Origin of the sequence: Pedobacter caeni (assembly GCF_900129215.1) — a bacterium.
Lineage (GTDB): Bacteria > Bacteroidota > Bacteroidia > Sphingobacteriales > Sphingobacteriaceae > Pedobacter > Pedobacter caeni.
Genome location: NZ_FQUQ01000001.1, coordinates 278,683 through 297,183, shown reverse-complemented (window position 1 = coordinate 297,183; position 18,501 = coordinate 278,683). Strand labels below are relative to the sequence as shown.

16 protein-coding genes are annotated in these 18,501 nt (G+C 43.3%); 1 reads left to right on the top strand and 15 read right to left on the bottom strand.

The genetic code is table 11. The features are described from left to right. Positions 1–111: 111 nt before the first annotated feature. The 15 genes from BUC20_RS01110 to BUC20_RS01040 all read right to left on the bottom strand — a co-directional run bounded on the left by BUC20_RS01110 (position 112) and on the right by BUC20_RS01040 (position 17,350). Positions 112–1,722, bottom strand: coding sequence for a glycoside hydrolase family 31 protein (locus BUC20_RS01110; protein WP_073226317.1), 1,611 nt, complete (start codon positions 1,720–1,722; stop codon positions 112–114). Positions 1,723–1,736: 14 nt separating this feature from the next. Next, positions 1,737–3,287: a DUF4832 domain-containing protein gene (locus BUC20_RS01105; RefSeq protein ID WP_073226314.1), complete on the bottom strand. Its 1,551-nt coding sequence runs from the start codon at positions 3,285–3,287 to the stop codon at positions 1,737–1,739. A 23-nt stretch (positions 3,288–3,310) separates the two neighbouring features. Beyond that, positions 3,311–4,435, bottom strand: a complete 1,125-nt coding sequence (locus BUC20_RS01100; protein ID WP_073226311.1) for an acyltransferase family protein — start codon at positions 4,433–4,435, stop codon at positions 3,311–3,313. A gap of 18 nt (positions 4,436–4,453) precedes the next feature. Then, positions 4,454–5,314: a PKD domain-containing protein gene (locus BUC20_RS34265; protein ID WP_073226309.1), complete on the bottom strand. Its 861-nt coding sequence runs from the start codon at positions 5,312–5,314 to the stop codon at positions 4,454–4,456. Between the two features lie 32 nt (positions 5,315–5,346). Further along, on the bottom strand, positions 5,347–6,864 hold the full coding sequence (locus tag BUC20_RS01090; protein ID WP_073226304.1) for a RagB/SusD family nutrient uptake outer membrane protein: 1,518 nt from the start codon (positions 6,862–6,864) through the stop codon (positions 5,347–5,349). A 4-nt stretch (positions 6,865–6,868) separates the two neighbouring features. Continuing rightward, the gene (locus BUC20_RS01085; protein ID WP_073229338.1) at positions 6,869–10,138 is read right to left on the bottom strand and encodes a TonB-dependent receptor; all 3,270 of its coding nucleotides are present in this window, start codon (positions 10,136–10,138) and stop codon (positions 6,869–6,871) included. A gap of 339 nt (positions 10,139–10,477) precedes the next feature. Beyond that, positions 10,478–11,602: a FecR family protein gene (locus tag BUC20_RS01080; protein ID WP_073226302.1), complete on the bottom strand. Its 1,125-nt coding sequence runs from the start codon at positions 11,600–11,602 to the stop codon at positions 10,478–10,480. Positions 11,603–11,725: 123 nt separating this feature from the next. After that, positions 11,726–12,301, bottom strand: coding sequence for an RNA polymerase sigma factor (locus BUC20_RS01075; RefSeq protein ID WP_073226299.1), 576 nt, complete (start codon positions 12,299–12,301; stop codon positions 11,726–11,728). Positions 12,302–12,415: 114 nt separating this feature from the next. Beyond that, a complete protein-coding gene (locus BUC20_RS01070; RefSeq protein ID WP_073226296.1) occupies positions 12,416–12,871 on the bottom strand; it encodes an META domain-containing protein in 456 nt (151 codons plus the stop codon). 27 nt (positions 12,872–12,898) lie between these two features. After that, complete coding sequence (locus tag BUC20_RS01065; protein ID WP_200800867.1) at positions 12,899–13,354, bottom strand: luciferase domain-containing protein; 456 nt, start codon at positions 13,352–13,354, stop codon at positions 12,899–12,901. After that, positions 13,341–14,255 carry an SRPBCC family protein gene (locus tag BUC20_RS01060; protein WP_234994420.1) on the bottom strand — a complete coding sequence of 305 codons (915 nt, stop codon included), beginning with the start codon at positions 14,253–14,255 and terminating at the stop codon, positions 13,341–13,343. Before BUC20_RS01060 ends, BUC20_RS01065 begins: the two co-directional genes overlap by 14 nt. A gap of 11 nt (positions 14,256–14,266) precedes the next feature. Next, positions 14,267–15,193 carry a TIGR01777 family oxidoreductase gene (locus tag BUC20_RS01055; RefSeq protein ID WP_073229334.1) on the bottom strand — a complete coding sequence of 309 codons (927 nt, stop codon included), beginning with the start codon at positions 15,191–15,193 and terminating at the stop codon, positions 14,267–14,269. A gap of 56 nt (positions 15,194–15,249) precedes the next feature. Further along, positions 15,250–15,756: a GbsR/MarR family transcriptional regulator gene (locus BUC20_RS01050; protein ID WP_073226292.1), complete on the bottom strand. Its 507-nt coding sequence runs from the start codon at positions 15,754–15,756 to the stop codon at positions 15,250–15,252. 88 nt (positions 15,757–15,844) lie between these two features. Continuing rightward, on the bottom strand, positions 15,845–16,309 hold the full coding sequence (locus BUC20_RS01045) for a hypothetical protein (RefSeq protein WP_143166654.1): 465 nt from the start codon (positions 16,307–16,309) through the stop codon (positions 15,845–15,847). Positions 16,310–16,333: 24 nt separating this feature from the next. Continuing rightward, entirely contained in the window at positions 16,334–17,350 is a 1,017-nt protein-coding gene (locus tag BUC20_RS01040) for a LacI family DNA-binding transcriptional regulator (protein ID WP_073226287.1), read from the bottom strand. Positions 17,351–17,507: 157 nt separating this feature from the next. On the opposite strand from BUC20_RS01040, the gene BUC20_RS01035 reads away from it, so the two are divergent. Continuing rightward, entirely contained in the window at positions 17,508–18,398 is an 891-nt protein-coding gene (locus BUC20_RS01035) for an inositol oxygenase family protein (protein WP_073226284.1), read from the top strand. The last annotated feature ends 103 nt before the right edge of the window (positions 18,399–18,501 follow it).

Below are 18,501 nucleotides of genomic sequence, written 5' to 3'. Positions count from 1 at the left end.
TTTCTTAACAGGTTAGTTTCTTAGCTGGTTGGTTTCTTAGCTGGTTGGTTTCTTAGCTGGTTGGTTGGTTTCTTTGATAATCGGTGGTTGATTTCCTGGTTGATTAATTATTTAGGGATTAATACGTTCAAACACGGGCAAGCGATCCAGGGCTACCTCAATTGTGATGGCTACCGGTCCTTTTATTTTTTTGCCAAGATCATCCTTCCAGGCACCTTTTGGCAGGTAAACGGTCTTGGTACTCCCATTTGTGAGTACCGGAGCAATCAGGTATTTGCTACCCAGCATGAATTGTCCCTGTACCTCTGCGAACCCTTGGTTAGGGAACTCATACTCCATACTGCGTGCAATGGGTTGGCCACTTGCCGCCGAATTTTTTACCTGCTCCATCAGGTATGGGGTATACCTGGCCCGGACATCTACTGCTTTTTTTACTGCTGCAAGGTTTTGTTTTGAAAGCACACGCCATGGTGCTGCAGAAAACTGCATCATAGGCATCAATGCAGAGCATTGTGCAGATCGCACCACCAACTGTTCATCGAGTTTATCTTTACCGATAAATGAGCCATATTCCCCACCGCCAATCATATCCGGGCAGGTAAACTGATAGCCCATTAATCCGGCCGTCACCAGGTGCGGGATCAGTTTCTGCAAATCTTCCCAATTGTGTTTTTTATCACGCAGGCGTTGTACCAGAGGCTCGCCTCCCATCTTCCACATCGCACGGTACTCATTAAGCGGGAAGGATAAACCGATCTCGCCCCAGAGCCTGCTATGCTCATTTGGGCTAACTTTTTTGAAAGCCAAACCATTTGGAGGATAAAATTCAGCATCACCGGCATCAAACTTAAAGCCATCCAGATGGTAGGTATTGACCATATGTTCCAGTCGGCCGAGAAACCATTTCTTAGCATCGGGATTGGTAAAATCAACGACCGAACTGTAACCATTCCACCAGGGAATGATAGCTGGTTTCTCTGCTTTTTCCCATTGCAGACCAGCATCTCCCCCATTATCCAGCAGCAGCAACTTTTTGGCAAGTAGTTCTCTGAATACTTCGGTATCCGGCGATACAAAGGGGCTCACCCAAAGCATCACTTTAAAACCCAGCTGATGCAGGGTATCTACCATCGCCTTTGCGTCGGTAAACCGGTCTGCTCTGAAATCGAAGCGTCCATAATAATCGGCCCAGTTGTCATCTATCATCAATACACCTGGCGGGAAACCATTGTCAATGATCGCCCTCGCATAATTTAAAATATCCACTTGGTTTTGGTTATATACCAGCTCTATCCAAGTATTATATTGGGGTTTGCTAAACAACAAGGTATCGGGCAGTTTATTTTTTGAAGGGAAGAAACGCTTTGAGGCAATGCTAAATGCCTCTTTCAAATTTTTACCAGTCGAGTCTATGGTTACCGCGCTTTTTGTCTGACTGATCAGCAACCGGTTTTTTTCGAAAGCAAACTTAAATGGCTCTTCACTCCAAATGAACCTCCCTTTGGTAGATACCAGTAGTGGCACAGCCTGGTTGCCACGGGTATCTCCATGCATATCCAGGCTGTAGCCATCTTTAAAAGGCATCAGATGGGCTTCGTTTACCGCTCCGCCATACCATAGCTCGCCTTCTTTAATGACAAGACTGGTTTGTGCGTAAAGCTGCAGACCTGTAGCGCAACACAGAGCGGTTAAAAACAAATATATTTTTATGGCCTTGATCATTTATTGCGGATGATTTAGTTAATTTTTAGGGTATGGTTTAGTTTGTTGTATCCTGTAGCCGCCTCCCAGACATTGGCATTTGCCAACCGGATGCTGAACTCAGGTCTTTTCGCGATACTTGCGTAAGCATCCGGCAGGTTTAGTAACAGTTCATAATCGCCTGAAGCAATGTCATTTGGGATCTTGATCGCTTCAGTGACTGTTACCGCGCCCGAATACCATTTTCTGACATCTGTAGCCAGGTCGAAAGATTTAACCTCACCATTTTGGGTATTACGGAGCAACAACTTAACCGTCCGTTTATTATAAGGCGAGGCATAACCTGCATTTTTAAGATTTAGGGTAATGTTCATCACAGTTCCTTTAACCGCATTATCCGGCAATGAGGCACTTTTTAAGACAAAGCGATAGCCGAGGTTACGTTTAATGTTATCCATACAGCCTCCATCCTGCCAGTCGTTATTCACGGCGTTGTTGTAGTGCGCATTGATAAAACTGTAATGTAAGGAGGCAAATTCGGCCTGTGCTTTGCCCGCAGGTTCGCAATCGTTGGCAGGACTGTAATCGTCGGAGCACGTTTCGCCCCCGACAACAACAAATTTGCTGTCGGCTTTAAAATAATCTTTCAAGGTGTTCAATACGGTGCCATCAGATTTGCTGGGTGTAGAACTGTTGCCATAATCCACATAGGTACCTAAATCATTAATACTTGCCAGAAAGCAATCGTTATGGTAACCTAAACGTGCAATGTCAGCTTGAGTGAAAGCATTACTTTCTGTTAAAGGAGCCGATGTGATCAGGGCGTTAACGCCATAAATATACCGTTGCTTTATCTGCGGGTAACGCAGCTGGACCATCCTGTCGACGGGCACAGCGTCAAGCAAGGCTTTGATCACTTCTATCCGGTCTCTCCAGTTGTTGTCCAGTAATTTATCACCCTGACCGCCATTGTTGGAGGCATCACCGAAGAAGTCGCTGTAATATTGCTCACCCCAGGTTCCGATAAAACCAAGCTGAACGCAGGCGATTACATCCGCATTTCCCTGCAAGATGGGTTTTAGCTGTCCGATGTGGTTAAGAATAGTGGCTTTATTTGCATCACCATATGGCGGACAAATGAAACCTTCCGGACAGTTTCCCGCGTTTGCCGTGACGGTATATACAAATCGGGGAATCAGCTTAACACCCGCTACGCGTGCCGCTTCAAAATCCTTTTTTATATTATTGAGAAATGTAGCAGATATGGCAGCATTCACTACATTATCCAAAATATAATACCTGAATACCAGGGTACTTGACACCTTGTAATTTGCACTCTCAATAGACTGCGGGGAACGATAGCCCTTCAATTCTTCTGCCGACAACACTTCATAGTTACTGGAACGGGTTTCAGAATAACGGTAAAAGCCACGTTCCGGGTTAGGAAAATCCTCAGTACTTTCCGTGTAACTAACATTTACATTGTCAATTTCAATCAGGTTATTTTCCTGGTTTTTACAGGAAACAAACAGCTGCATTGCAGCCAGGCAAGTGCCGAGCACATAGCCAGTGTATTTTTTGATCATAATCATATGTTTAATAGGTGAGATTAAAGTTTAAAAAAGATGTTCCTTTTATACAGCCAATAACACAAGCCCCACTCCGCAACCAGTACCGCTATGGCCGAAACCACCGCAGCTACACTTAGGGGTACATTTAAAAACAGGTGTAACATATCCCCTGTAAAAATGGCCACCTTGTCATTTAGCCATTGCATGCCTACCGTTTCAAAAAACAGGTAGATAAATATGGCGTTCATGCCAACTACCGTAAAAATCCAGGCATATTTGTCATTGCGTTTCACATCCACCAACCAGTAAACTGCAGCCAGAATCAGCAAGACCCATCCTACCGAGGCGAAGACGAACGAACTGGTACTGATGCGTTTGATGATAGGTGTAATCCCCGACAGGTCCAGGCCGAAGCCAATGACCAGGCCAAGGATCCCCACAATCACCAGGGCCTTTATTTTATAGCCGGTTGTCTGGTTTGAGATCAGCAGTTTACCTGCAAGTACTCCCCAGATGGTATGCGCCGCGGTAGGAATGCAATTGATGGTTACCCAGCCATCGCTGTTGATTTTACCCATCAGCAAGGTATCCATATAAGCACCAAAGTTCTTTCCTTCTGTAAAAGGCTGGTCGAAACCAGGCATCAGCAGGCCACGGTACAAAACTTCGGTAAGGATCAGCAAGCCAATGGAAAACACCAGTTGCCAGGTATAGGACCTGTTAATGATCAGGTACGCAATGATCATCGTGAATGACAATTGCGTCAACACATTCCAAAGTTCCCAAACGGGTTTATCAGCATAAAAACAATGCAGTGCTACACCGCAAATAAAAAGCTTTAAACTGCGGATCAGGATATGTTGCAGGTTATCGCGCCAGCTTTGGCCTTTTTCCAGTTTACGGCTGTAGGAAATATACATCGCGCTGCCTGCCATAAACATAAAGGCAGGCTGAACCAAATCCCAAAAGCGCAATCCATGCCATGGGTGATGGAAGAACTGGTTGATCAGCCCTCCCATTGGCTGAGCCGGATCAATGTGCTGTATGGCTTCATAAAGCCGGCAGCTCTCCGCGCAAAGCAGGATCATAATCATTCCTCGCATCACATCTAAAGACACTAAACGTCCCTTAGCCAGGTGATCAGCAGTTAAAATCTTTTCCATAAATCTTTTGGTGTTAAGTTATTCGTTCATATCCAGGAAGAAACTTGAAGTCCCTTCATCCGGCGCATTGCCCAGGTTTACTGACCAGTCGTTTTTAATTACCTGTATAGCAATGCGCAGGCCTGTACCCGTTAACCCCTTCAGCTTACCACGTGAAATGCGCGCTTCGAATTTGACAAGTCCGCCTTCTTCTTTCACGGTCCCCAGGGTATAAGCCTCTGCTATCGATTGGGGTTTATATGAAAAGTCGCTCTGGTTGGCACCCGTATGGTAAAGAATATCTACACCAGCAGTAAGCAACTGTCCTTCCAGTAACACATCATAACCACCATCGGTAAAGGAGCCGGTTAGCCAGCCTGTAGCCGCATTGTTGTCCGCATCGATGAAGAAATCAAAAATAACGGCGTCTGCTTTTTTGCCGGTCATCTCGCCATAGATGTACACATAGTTGCCATCGTAATCCAGTTTTACCTGATTAAAAATACCCTTTTTTGAACCTAAAGGGATCACATTTTTAGTCACAGTGCTCCAGTCGTCCAGGGAGTTGTCGTTAATTTTTACAGGTGATACTTTAGCGATCTGCAACACCGTTGATGCTTCTACTGGTTTACCGTTTACAGAGGCCATCAGTGTCGGCACATATTTGCCTTTACCGGGATAAGTATGGCTTGGGTTTGCTTCTGTTGAAGTTTTGCCATCCCCAAAATCCCATTGATAATTGGTTACGCCTTCGGTTTTTATATGGAATATTGCTGTAGCGCCATCAACGGTTACTTCATATAACAGATCTGTTTTTATGTCGGTCTTATCCTTTTTACAGGAACTGAATACCGTACCGGCCATCAGCACAGACAGCAGGTAAGTTTTTAAATTTTTCATATCAATTTGCAGGTTACAAGGTGATCGTTCGTTTATGGGTTTTGTTGCGCCAGAGGGTTACTCAATACCTCGTCTACGGGCAAATAGTAAATGATCCGCGGACTGGTATAAGGCACCGTCAGGTTAGGGTAACCTGTTGGTGTTCTGGAAAGGTCAACATCGGTCTCTTTTAAACCTGTCAGGTGATATCCCCAATAGGCTTTGTTCAGGCTCCTTTTGTTGCGGAACACATCATAGCTACGGTGCCCTTCGAACGCCATTTCGATGCGTTTTTCGGCCAGGACAACATCTAAAGCGGTAGACCCTGCCGGAAGTACTTTGTTATAAAGAGCCGCTTCCAGTCCACGGTTTTTCCGGATCATGTCCACATCATCCAGGGCTGCTCCAACAGCGCCTGTTTTTGCTGCTGCTTCCGCACGGATCAGGTACATTTCTGCGATCCTGAACATAATCGGTGAGCTTAAATTTGGAAGGTTGTCCTGGAAAGAGAACTTACTGATATAATACATTTCGATCCCGTTTTTCTTCTGGACCACTCCGGCAGCATCTTTTGAGGGAACTATATACGACCAGCGAACATCCTCCGGATGTGCAGACATGGCCGCGCGCAAGGAGGAAGAAGCATATTCCTCACCCCAGCCCGAGTTACCATCCGAATAGATCATAGAGGCGATAGAACCAAATTTCCCATAATCATCCACAACAGTAAAGGCAATGCAGAAAATGGTTTCGCTGCTGCTGGTTGCATTGGCGAACAATTTTGGATATGCGGTTTTAGTTGCTAAAGTAAACTTACCGGAGTTGATTACTTTATCTGCATATTCGATTGCTTTTGCATTGTCTTCCTTGTATAGGTTAACCCTTGCCAGTAAGGACCATGCGGCTTCCTGTGAGGCATATTGCACCCCACGTGAACGGGTCATTAAACCCGCAGCTTTTTCTGCATCAGCCAGTACGGAATCGTAAACCTCTTTAACCGTTGACCTTGCTTTTTTTGAAGGATCGGTCAGGTTGGTACGCAGAATGACACCTGGTGAATTAGGGGCAACACTATAAGGTTTACCAAATAACCTAACCAGGTTAAAGTGACTGAACGCACGCAAAAAGTAGCATTCTCCTAACAATTGATTGGTGGCCACATCATTTTTACCTGATTTCTCCACCGCATCAATAACCGTGTTTACACCGGTAATGATCTTGTAGGATAAATACCAGTAATAACGGCTGTTGGGCTGTGAAGGTGAATGGTCAAGGCTAAAACTATAGTATAAGGGATCGGTTGTGACCTGCCCGCAAACAATGTCATCGCTGGCAAAATCTGTTAAGTGATAAAACTGGCGCAGGTACATGTTATTCTGGTCGACCTTCCCGTTAAATTCAATGTGGTCCTTAAACAGCGCATAAGCTCCGTTCAGTGCATTGGTTAATCCCTCAGTGGTGTTGACCAGTGTTTCCGTACTGATGGCATCACTTGGGAGAGAACTCAATTTTTTACAGCTGCTTACCGCAACCATCAAAAAGGCGACGATGATGAATATCTTATTTTTCATATGCTTAGAAACTGAAATTGACGTTTAACAAATATTGACGGTTGTTGGGATACTTGAAATCTGAAACTCCCGGAGTTGCATAACGCGTTGGCGTGATGGTAGTTTGGGGATCCTGACCTAAGAAGTTAGAGAATGTGGCCACATTATCGGCTGTAATGCCTACAGTGACATCACTCATGCTGATCTTCTTTGCCCATGCAGCCGGCAAGGTGTAGGAGAAAGCAATGTTCCTGATGGTAAAGTAGCTTCCATCTTTTAGGTAACGGGTGGAAGTTTCGGTAGAGTTTGCTGCATTTTGCGGACTTGGTTCTGTGGCTTGTGTATCACCCGGTCCGCTCCATATCTTAGCATCCTTTGGTAATTTAATCTGATTGTAATACGGTTCATGACCATCGTTCATCATAAACCTCAGGTTATTGCTAAATACTTTGTTGCCGTAATTAAAATAGGTGCTTACTCTTAAGTTGAAGTTTTTATACCGGAAACTGTTGTTAAAACCACCCTGGTATTTAGGCAATGCCGAGCCCACTTCCTGATTGGTGGCCTGTGCATATTCCGATGTTCTTTCGCTGGCTACTGCTTTACCTTCTGTATTGTAAATGATCTTTTCCCAAACAGGCGCACCGGTCTGAGCATCTACGCCCAACCATTTTGGCATGTAAAACTCGAACAGGTTTCCGCCGTTGCGGTAGATCTGTGAGATGCTCCATGAACCTGTTTTAATGATATCTGAGGGGAAGTCCGATAATTTGTTGTTATTAAAGTTAAGGGTAAAATCAGTGTTCCACTCAAAGTCTTTGGTCTTGATATTGGTAGAACTGATGCCCAGCTCAATCCCTTTGTTAATGACCGTACCCGCATTCTCCCATTTGGTTTCGAAACCAACTGACAGCGGTTGCGATACCTGCAGTAATAAGTCTTTGGTATCATTGCGGTAAACATCAACGGTTAAATTTACCCTTTTAAATAAACCAATATCCAAACCGGCATTGATCTGGCGTTTACTTTCCCAGGTTAAGTTTGGGCTTGCCAACTGGTAAGGCACTGCGGCCACCATTGAATTGTATTTGGTGGTGAGCGAGAACAAGCCAAGGAAACGGGATGCACCAATATCCTGAGTACCTGTTATGCCATAGCTGGCACGCACTTTCAGGTTGCTGAAGATGTGGTTGTCGGCCAGAAAATCTTCATTGCTTACCGCCCATGCTGCCGATACAGAGGGAAAACCGCCATACTGTTTACTTGGGGCAAAGTTGGAGGAGCCATCGTAGCGGAACGAGCCCGACAGGAAATACCTGTTTTTATAGCTGTAATTTACCTGCGACAACAGCGACTGTAAGATGTACTTATTGTGCGCGCCAATGATCACCTGGTTGCTGGAAATCACCCCTGGCACGTTCAAACCTTCCGGTAAACCTTTACCAGAAGCACCGGAGGTTTCGTTTTTACTGCTTTCAAAAGCACCGCCCGCAAAACCGTTTAAACTGTGCTCCCCGAATTTAAAGTTGAATTTAAACAACTGGTTGCTGATGAGGCCATAGTTCAGGGTGTTTAACTCATCCAGATAGCCCATGCCACGGTAGGTACCCGCAGCAAGTGGCGACACGTAGTTCGTACCTTTGTCGAAGGAGGCCGACAAGCGGTTTGAACTGGCAAAGGTAAGCCAGTCGTTGATGCGGTAGTTGATTCCCAAATCATAATTTACATTAAAACCTCTGTAAGGGTGGTTTGAATTCTGTACCGTATGGATCGGGTTTATTTTATCTCTGGACCACCATTTAAAGGTAGAATTACCATCTACATAAACCGGGTTTCCGCTGGCATCATATGGGTTATCCCAGGGCATGTTGAGGAAAGAATAATAAGCATCCATATAATCGTAGCTCCGACCTTGTGATGCACTGAGGTTGATGTTATTGGTTAAATCAAGCTTTTTGGAGAAGTGATAAGTGGAGTTTCCACGTAAGTTGACACGTTCAAAATTGGTATTGATGAAAGTGCCCTTCTCTTTATAATAAGAAGCACCTACATAATAATCGTTCTTCTCTGTTTTACCACTGGCGGAGAGGTAGAAGTTATAAATCGGGGCTTTTTTAAAAGACTCCTTAGACCAGTCGTAATCCTGGTTACGTAGTGATAAAGGACGTTCTGAGTAGAATTTCACCAGATCAATCTTATAAGAGTTATTGCTGGCACCTACCACATAGTCGCGGTAAAATTCTTTATGGTAATCATAAAGTTCATTGCCGTTCATCAGCTTCATATTGCCAAAATCGGCAGTCCTGAAACCGGTTGATACTTTAGCCTCAAACCTGGTTTCGGCTTGTCTGGCCCTTTTAGTGGTAACGATAATCACCCCTGCATTTGCCTGTGAGCCATATAAGGCCGTAGCACCTGCATCTTTTAATATCGTGACACTTTCTACATCGTTAGGATCATAATTGCCTCCGATAATCCCGTCAACAACAAAAAGAGGACTCTGGTTGGCATTTACCGATGACACCCCACGAAGTCTGATCTCTGCATTGGAACCCGGCGCACCCGAGCTGTTCACCACCTGGAGGCCAGGAACCTTTCCCTGCAGCATGGCTCCAATGGAATTGGCTGTTACGTCCTTTAATTTTTCGGAAGAAACTACGGAAACGGCACTGGTCAGCTCGCTTTGTTTCTTCGTATCGTAACCTACTACTACGACATCGCCCAGCAGACTTACATCCTCAGCAAGCTCAATATTTAAGCTGCGGAGGCCATTAACTGGTACTTCTTTCCGCAAATAGCCGACAAAAGAAACGATCAATACCGCCTGCTCATCTACGCCTTTAAGAGAAAAATTTCCGTTCTCGTCGGTGCTGACCACTTTATTGGTTCCTTTAACACTTACGGATGCGCCTGGCAATGGCTTTTTGTCTTTGTCCAGGATCCTTCCACTGATGTCAATCTCTTTAAGAATCGTATTGGTCTGGGGGAAGGCAGTTGGCCTGGTTTTAATCAGGATGTTCTTACGTTCCATTTTGTAGGTCAGGTTTTGGTCTTTTAATAAGGTTTCCATCACCTGAGCCAATTCTGAATCCTTAAAATTGGCGTTAATTTTTGTCTGGCTGTTTAAATTCTGATCAGAATATAAAACCCTGAAGCCGGTCTGCTTTTTGATCTCCAGAAAGACCTGATGAAGTGTGGTATTCTGTTTTACATAATTGACTTTTTGAGCAAAACCTGCTGCACTGACTTGTAATAAGCAGGTTGTAATGATGGCGATGATCAAATTAACTCTCATTAGTAGTCTTCTTTTATTCGTTGTCTGTGCTTTCGCAACAACAAAGTTCATAGCTGATAAAAGTCCAGGCAGTAGCCATCGGCAGAGCATACCTAGGTTAAAAGCATTTAATTTCATACTTTTGGTGAATTGGGTTAATACGTAAACGGATCTCAAATTTGTTTTTTGGGTTAACTCAGATCTTTGCCATGGGAGTGCTGATACACTTTCATGGCTTTTTTCTTAAAAACCTCCTGAAGTACTAACTTGCTTTGTGTTTGATTTTTTTCATTTTGTTTGGTTAGTTGTTGACGGTTAGGTTGTTTCACTAGCGGACTGGTTAGGTCCTGATGATATATTCTATTTGGTAGTTACACGTATTTGTTTTCCTGCTATGGAAAAGCGGACATTACTGGTTTCTTCTAACATATTTAACACACTTGAAATGTTTTCAGCGCGGGAAACGGAACCTGTAAATGTGGGTACTTTAGCAAGGTTTTGTTCGTAGACAATCTCGACACCATACCAGCGGGCAGCTTTCTTAAGGATACTCGTTAAGGGTTCATTGCTGAACACAAACTCCCCGTTTTTCCAATCGGCAGCATCATTGGCATTCACTTCCTTCACCTTGAATTTTCCATCGCTGAGCTCGGATTGCTGACCGGGTTTTAAGGTCAGATGGCCATTTAATTTTACCGAGCCTTCTATTAAGGTGGTCTTGATGCTCTGCTCATCCGGATAGGCGTTTACATCAAAATGGGTTCCCAGAACTTCTACTTCCTGTCCTTTGCTTTTTACGAGGAAGGGCTTCGTTTTATCTTTTGCCACTTCGAAGTAGGCTTCCCCGGTTAATTCTACGCTGCGTTCTTTTTGCGCATAGAAAGATGCCGGATATTTTAAAGAAGAGGCTGCATTTAGCCAAACCCTGGTGCCATCCGGCAATTGCAATTCATATTGCCCCCCAATGGGTGTTTCTATGCGGTTGTATTTTCCGGTTGATTTCTTTCCTTCATCAGCAATGGTATAAACGAGTTGTCCGTCTGCTGTTTTGCTGATCTTTACCCCTCCCTCTTCTGCGAGCATTCCATTAGTTGCAGTGCTGAGCAGAATTTTCTTTCCGCTGGCAAGGGTAAGGTAAGCTTTGTTGCTCCCTGCGGCAACGTCATTTGCATACTGTTGAAGACCTTGTACCTGATCAGAAGGTTGGTTGCTATAAAAATACAAGCCTATTCCTGCCACCAGAACTACCGATGCTGCAGCTGCAATATAAGGCCATAACTTTTTGGATTTGGGTGTGGGTTGTTTTCTATGCGCTTCCAGCGATGCCCACATCTCGTCGCTGACTTCGTTGAGTTCTTGTTCTGAAAGTCCGGCTTCATCGTTTTGGTGGAGTTGATGCAGCCAAAGCCTGGCCATAGTTTCTTCTTCGGCAGTGGCCTTACCAGAACTGACCTTATCCAATACTTCTTTGATGTCTTTCTTCATTGAATTCCGTTGCTCTTGTTGCTCAACAATAAGTAAAGGCGATTCAGGAACATGGATTAGGTACATCCATGATAAAAAAACAGAATACACAATGTAACTAACTGATATAAAGGGAAATAATTTTCAAGAAAGAACCCATAAAACGAATACTGCTACGCCAAGTTTTACCTTGAGGTGCTTCATGGCCCTTTTAAGTTGAGTGGATACGGTATGTGTGGAAAGTCCCAATTGTCCGGCGATTTCTTTGGTACTTAAAAACTCTCTTCTTTTTAGCGTATAGATCTCCCTCATTTTCGGGGGCATAGCGGCAATTTCATTTTCTATTAAGGCAGCGATATCTTTTTCGCGGATCAGGTAATCGGCTTCCGGAGAATCCAGGTCGATATAATGCGCTCCACTTTCGGCATATTTTTTAATGATGCCTTTATGTTTAAAGATATCGAGAATTTGGTGAAGGACCGTTTTATAAAGATATCCGGATAAGCTGCTGGTCAGGTGAATTTCAGTGCGGTGATTTAAAAGCCAGGCAAATGAATCCTGTACCACATCTTTGGCCTCTTCTCTGTTTCTGAGTTTTTTATAAGCATATAGGTACAGAAGTTTATCGTAACGCAGATAAATCTCTCTAAATACGGCATCATTACCTTCTTTCCATAAAGCAATCAACTCGCTATCAGTACAGGTATTATAATTGGCCATAGAGAATACAAGTTATTCAATTTAACAGCAATAATAGAAATTAAATTGGAAAGCCATAAAAAAAGCCTGTACCCTTTTTTTGAAAGTGATACAGGCTCTGATTTAAATCTTGTTCTATTTGACCGCTTTAAAACGGGCTAATGGAGCCATTCTGGCTTTGTTTAAAGATAAATCGTCTCCGTTAATGGTGTAATTATCGGCAGAGATCAAAGCTGCACTCAGCCCATGTTCGATCTCCATATTATCGCAGGCCATCATCGTAGACATGCCTTGCTCGAACTTTATTCTCCCATTGTTTTCCAGGGTATAAGCACCTCCTATTCCATTACAACCTCCGGAAGCGGAATAACGGCTCTCAGTTTTCTGAAGTAAGAGAAAGGGTTCTTTACCATTGATCTTATCGGCCACTGGCTTACCAGCAAGTTCAACCAGTTTCCATTTCCGGTCGGTGATGACATTGGTTTGTTTAGCACCTTCTCCTGCTTGTTCATTAGCAGGTTTTTTAAAGATACTACATGCACTCAAAGAGAGTACGCATACAGTTAAAGTGAGGTATTGGATAGATTTCATAACGGTATAAATTAGGATGAAAAGCAATTAATAACTACAAATTAACAAATTTCCAGCTACTCTCCTATCATAAGCCATTTTTAAAAGTTCTTTAGCATAGTCCTTATCCCCGTTGGTAAAAATGTAAAAGCTGATCCATCCGGATTTTTCAAAGACATGGTGAGGTTCAATTCTTCCTTCTTTCAGCAACCGGAGTTTTGTGTCTTTGTGGTATAAAACATCCAGTAACCCATTACTGTGCAGATGTCCTATTTCCTTTCCTTTATAATTAAACTGCAGTCCGCCATAACGGTGCAGACTGATGTCGGCTTCGTCCCAACTCAACACCTCGGCTTCTATTTCATCAAACCAATCCAGGAGGTATGGCTTCGTCACAAATATCCTGATTTTCAATAAGCTATCGAACACCTGTGGAAATAAAGGAATGTGCTTTAAAAAACTCAGGTGCCTGACTACAAAAGAAAATGAACTATCCTTTTTCACTTAACACTTTAATATGTTCCATGACTCTCAAATGCACATTTCTGGTGATACTTTTGGCCCAGATGTCATAATACCAGATGGGAAAAACATGCAGGCGATACCAGCTGTTGCCAATTAATGTGGTGGTTCCGTTTCCATTATCTTTCAGCAGAAACTGACCCCGAAGGATATCTATATGTCCCATAATTTCAGGATCAAGAGGTTGGCCAATGATGTCAAAAGTGAGGTCTTTATTGACATCATAGGTAACGATTTTCTCGTCAAAAATATATCCGTTACTAAAAATACACTTCCGCCCTGCTCCTTTATAATGCCCAGTTACCGTGGTTTGCGACGGACTCGGCATACCGATCTGAAATAACCAGTAATTGTCTTTCTTTTCTATTTTATCAAAGGCAACCACATGCTTCCAGATTTGCTCCGGTGTGGCGTTGATCACGATTTCATCCGCAACGAGGTTTACATAGTTATGCTCCGATAGGGAATCGGTTACAAAAACCACAAAGAGCAGGGAAAACACACTTACGTTTAGCCTTTGGTTATTTTTACGGAACATCGTTCGTCCCAGAAAAGCCCCGGTAATGATAAACGCAAAAATAAGAGGAGATACGATCAGCAGGCAAATCACCCCTTCACGCAGAAAGACATAACTTAGCAAAATGGCCAGCAAACCATTTAAAATCGAGTAACCAATAATAGGCTTGCTTTTCAGATCAACTTTTATCCAGAACCAGGAACTGACGATTCCCATGATCAGAGGCACAATCACAAATATGGAAAACACCAATGTCCCATTGTCCTGTAATTTTGTGTATTTGAACAGCCCTACCATAAATAGCGCCAGGAGGTTTGATACGATAAAACCTTTAAGCAAGGTCTTTTGATAAAAATTCATAGTCATTATTCTTCGGTTTATATTCTGATACTCAGGATGTCTTTAATGGCATGATCCACATTTCCAAATTGAAACTGAAAGCCATGATCAGTGAGTCGTTTGGGCAATACCCATCTGCTTTTTAATATTAATTCTGTCTCAGTGCCGATCACTGCGGCACCAATTTCCAGTAACCATGCGGGAGAAGGAAGCCCAAAAGGAATACCATAAGCATGCCGGATACCAGCCATTAAAGTATTATTCTTAACTGGTCCGGGTGCCGTACAGTTCAGCACTCCATCAAGTTCCTTCTGCTGAATTAACCATTCAGTACACCTCAGGACATCCTGTTCATGTATCCAGGAAACATATTGTTCCCCATCTCCCTGTTTTCCACCAAGACCAAATTTCGCCAGATTCAGCAAGCGGGGAAAAGCACCATCACTGCGGCCCAGCACAATTCCCAATCGCAAAGCGATCTTCCTGGTATGGGCTGTATTCGTTGCAAAGAAGGTCTGTTCCCATTGCCGGCAAACATCTATAGAAAAGCCATATCCAATATCTCCTGTCTCTTCGTCCTGAGGACGGTCCTCAGCATGACGATAAATGGTAGCTGAGGTAATATTGATCCAGAGGCCCGGAGGATGGTCCATCTTTTCGATAACCCTTCCTAATAGTGTGGTTGGCTCAACCCTGGAAGCAATGATTTCGGCCATATTCTTCTCTGTATACCTGCAATTCACATTCTTACCACAGAGGTTGATGAGCAGATCTGCGTTCTGCAAGGCAGCGCACCAATCACCCTCTTCCCTACCGTTCCAGAGGATTGTTCTGATGTTTCCATCGGCAGCCTTAGATTTCCTGCTCAGAATAATCACCTCTTCTGCCTGAGGTTTATAATATTCAGCTAAAACACGCCCCAGGTAACCATTGCCACCGGCTAATACAATCCGTTTATATTTCATTTGATATTGTTTTTTTAAATCAGAAGCTATCTTAAACATGTTGTTTATGACAGTGGTTACCTGAACATTTTAACAATTGATCCCCAAAACCAGCTCTCTTCTGCTTTGATCATGGTGTCCAATGTCTTATCGACATTCTTCGCCAGCTTATTGATGTCAGTCACTGACTTATGGAAGGTCAGGTATTCCGGATCCTGTCCATCACCCTTCACATTGGATAGTTCATCCAGAATTTTTATCACCGGATCCAGCTCTCTCTTTCTACGTTCTTTAGCTACTTGTTTTGCAACGTTCCAGGTATCTTTATCCGCAAAGAAATACTCTTTACGCTCACCCGCCCGATGTTGCTTTTCTACCAGGCCCCATCCAATGAGATCCCTCAGGGTCATATTTGCATTACCTCTGGAAATACTTAGGGTATCCATGATTTCTTCTGTAGTAAGGGCCTCTGGTGAGATCAGTAATAAAGCATGTACCTGAGCCATGGTCCGATTAATCCCCCATTCTGAGCCCAGTTTACCCCAGGCTTCTATGAATTTTTGTTTTGCTTCTGCGAGTTCCATAGACAAATATAGCATACATTATTAAACTTTCAATAATTACTGAAAGTTTAATAATGTACAATACCGGTTTTGTCAATTGCACGGCTTGTTAGCTGATTGTATTCAAAAATTGAAGACGCTTTTTGTGCTCATCTGAAATACCCTCAAGCCTAAATTCCACGTTGGTATCGATAAAGCCCGGCTGGACAAATTCAATGTAAATGTCCCCACCAAATGAATTGAGGTTTATATTTTTTGGTTTTATGAGTTTGGCACCCGGTAGTTTGAATGCGTATGCTGCTGAATTGCTTGTTAAAATTAAGGGGCCGGTAAGCTGCCTGAGCCATTTTATTCTGCCTAGTCCGAAAATCACCAGGGCATCCTCAGTAATAAACAGCTCACAGCGGGAGAAGTAATACCCATTCCCTTTCCTGCCTGAAGAAAAGGTTTCGCATTTAACATAGTCAAGATGTATAGCCTTCAGCCCTGCAAGCACATCCACTGATAATATGTAATTTTTATTGCGGTTAATATTTGTCAGGTAAATGATCAGCAGGGCGATGCCAAAGAACAACGCGTAAAAGATTAAAGTATTCATCTAAACAGCGGATGAGGTAGAGTTTCTAACAATAAGTTCTGAGGGAATGACCATACTTTCTTCGCTCAATACCAGATACTTATTCTTCAATGCTTTAAACAGGATGCTGGCTGCTGATTTCCCCATTTCAAATGCCGGCTGGGTAATGGTGGTTAAAGAAGGATTAAGTATGGCCACTGTAGAGTCGTTAGAGAAAGAAACTACTTTTAGGTCCTGCGGAATCCGGAGGCCGAGTTCCATACAGACCAGATAAATATCAGTGGTCATTTTACTTACTGTAGCCACAATACCATCAGGTCTGTCCGCAGTCTGAAAGAGTTTTCTCAGCCGTTCAAAGTTTTCAGTAGGATCGTCTCCATAATCAATGATATAGGATGCCTCACATTGCCTGCCGCTATCCAGTAGTGCCTGCTGATAGCCCTGAATTCTTTTAGCGTTGATGGACAAGGACTCTGAAATAGACAAAATCGCGATCTTTTTGCAACCCCTGTCGATCAAATGCTGAGTGGCCTGATAACCGCATTCCTCATCATTTGTGGTGATCTTTGCCGTATCAATTTCCTCGCAAACCCGGTCAAAAAAGACCATGGGTACAGCCTTATTCAAAGTTTTGATGTGGTCAAAAGTATTGGTTTTCATGGTCACAGACATGATGACGCCATCCACCCTTCCCGACTCCAGGTCCTTTAGAATGGTTTTTTCACGCTCAAAACGCTCATGGGTCAGGTAAATCAAAGCATGGTAACCATTTTCAATCGCCACCGCTTCAATGCCGTTTAAGGCTAAGGAGAAGAAACTATCTGCCACTTCCGGAATTACGACTGCAATGGTATTGCTTTTCTTTTCCCGTAAGCTTCCCGCATAGGGATGCGGCACATAATTTAAAGCTGCTGCCAATTCCAATACGCGTGTTTTGGTTCGTTCACTAATCTCGTGGCTATCCCTTAAAGCTTTTGACACTGCAGCGGTTGACAAGTTCAGTTCCTTAGCCAACATTTTAATGGTGATGTTACCCATTTACTTAAAATACTTTGGTTAATTCGGTTAGGTTGATCATTTACTTAATCGGTTAAGTAAATAAATCCGGCTAGAAATGAGCATCTACCCTTTCAAAACTACAACTTTAATACTATTAAACGGACTGAATTAACAATTAAGATTAATCTACAATCCTATGAATACTAACCAAATCAATTCTGCAGCACAAGACAATAGTCCTTTAGAGAATCTGGATGAATGGGAACACGATGTGTTGAACCGCTATCCTGATCCTGCAGAGATCAACAAAGAAAAAAAAGAAGAAGAATTCAGAAATTATGAAGAAACGGTAAAAGATGGGGTAAGAGAATTTTACCGGCTCAACCATACCTACCAGACTTATGATTTCGTGATTCAGAAAAAAGCAGATTATCTGAAATTCGATAAAAAAGAAATGCCGATCTGGAAAGCTTTCGATTTTTTAAATGAACTGGTAGACGATTCGGATCCGGATACGGACCTGGATCAGATGCAACACCTGCTTCAAACCTCAGAAGCCATCAGAAATGACGGACATCCGGATTGGATGGTGCTGGTAGGCCTGATTCACGATATGGGAAAGGTACTTTGCTTATTTGGTGAACCACAATGGGCGGTAGTAGGCGATACTTTCCCGGTAGGCTGCGCCTATTCTGATAAAATTGTTTTTCCTGAATTTTTTAGTCAGAATCCGGATTTCAGCAATAAAGCTTATCAGAGCAAATTGGGTGTTTATACTCAAAATTGCGGTCTGGACCAGGTACATATGTCATGGGGCCATGATGAATATGTATACCATATGATGAAAGATCACCTGCCTGAACCAGGCTTGTATATGCTTCGTTACCACTCCTTTTATGCACAGCACCGGGAGCAGGCTTACGATCATCTGATGAACGAAAAGGACCATGAAATGTTTAAATGGGTGAACCTGTTTAACCCATATGACCTCTACTCCAAAAACCCCAATCAAAAAAGCTGGGAAGAATTGAAACCCTATTATCAGGCTTTGGTGAGCAAATACCTGCCGGTTACACTGAAGTTCTAAGCTCCTGAGCTAAGACCATCAACCCTCCTGCTGTTGTACGGAAGCGCCACATTTCGTACAACAGTAGGGTATCCTGTGAGTAATCACAATATATCCTGAATCC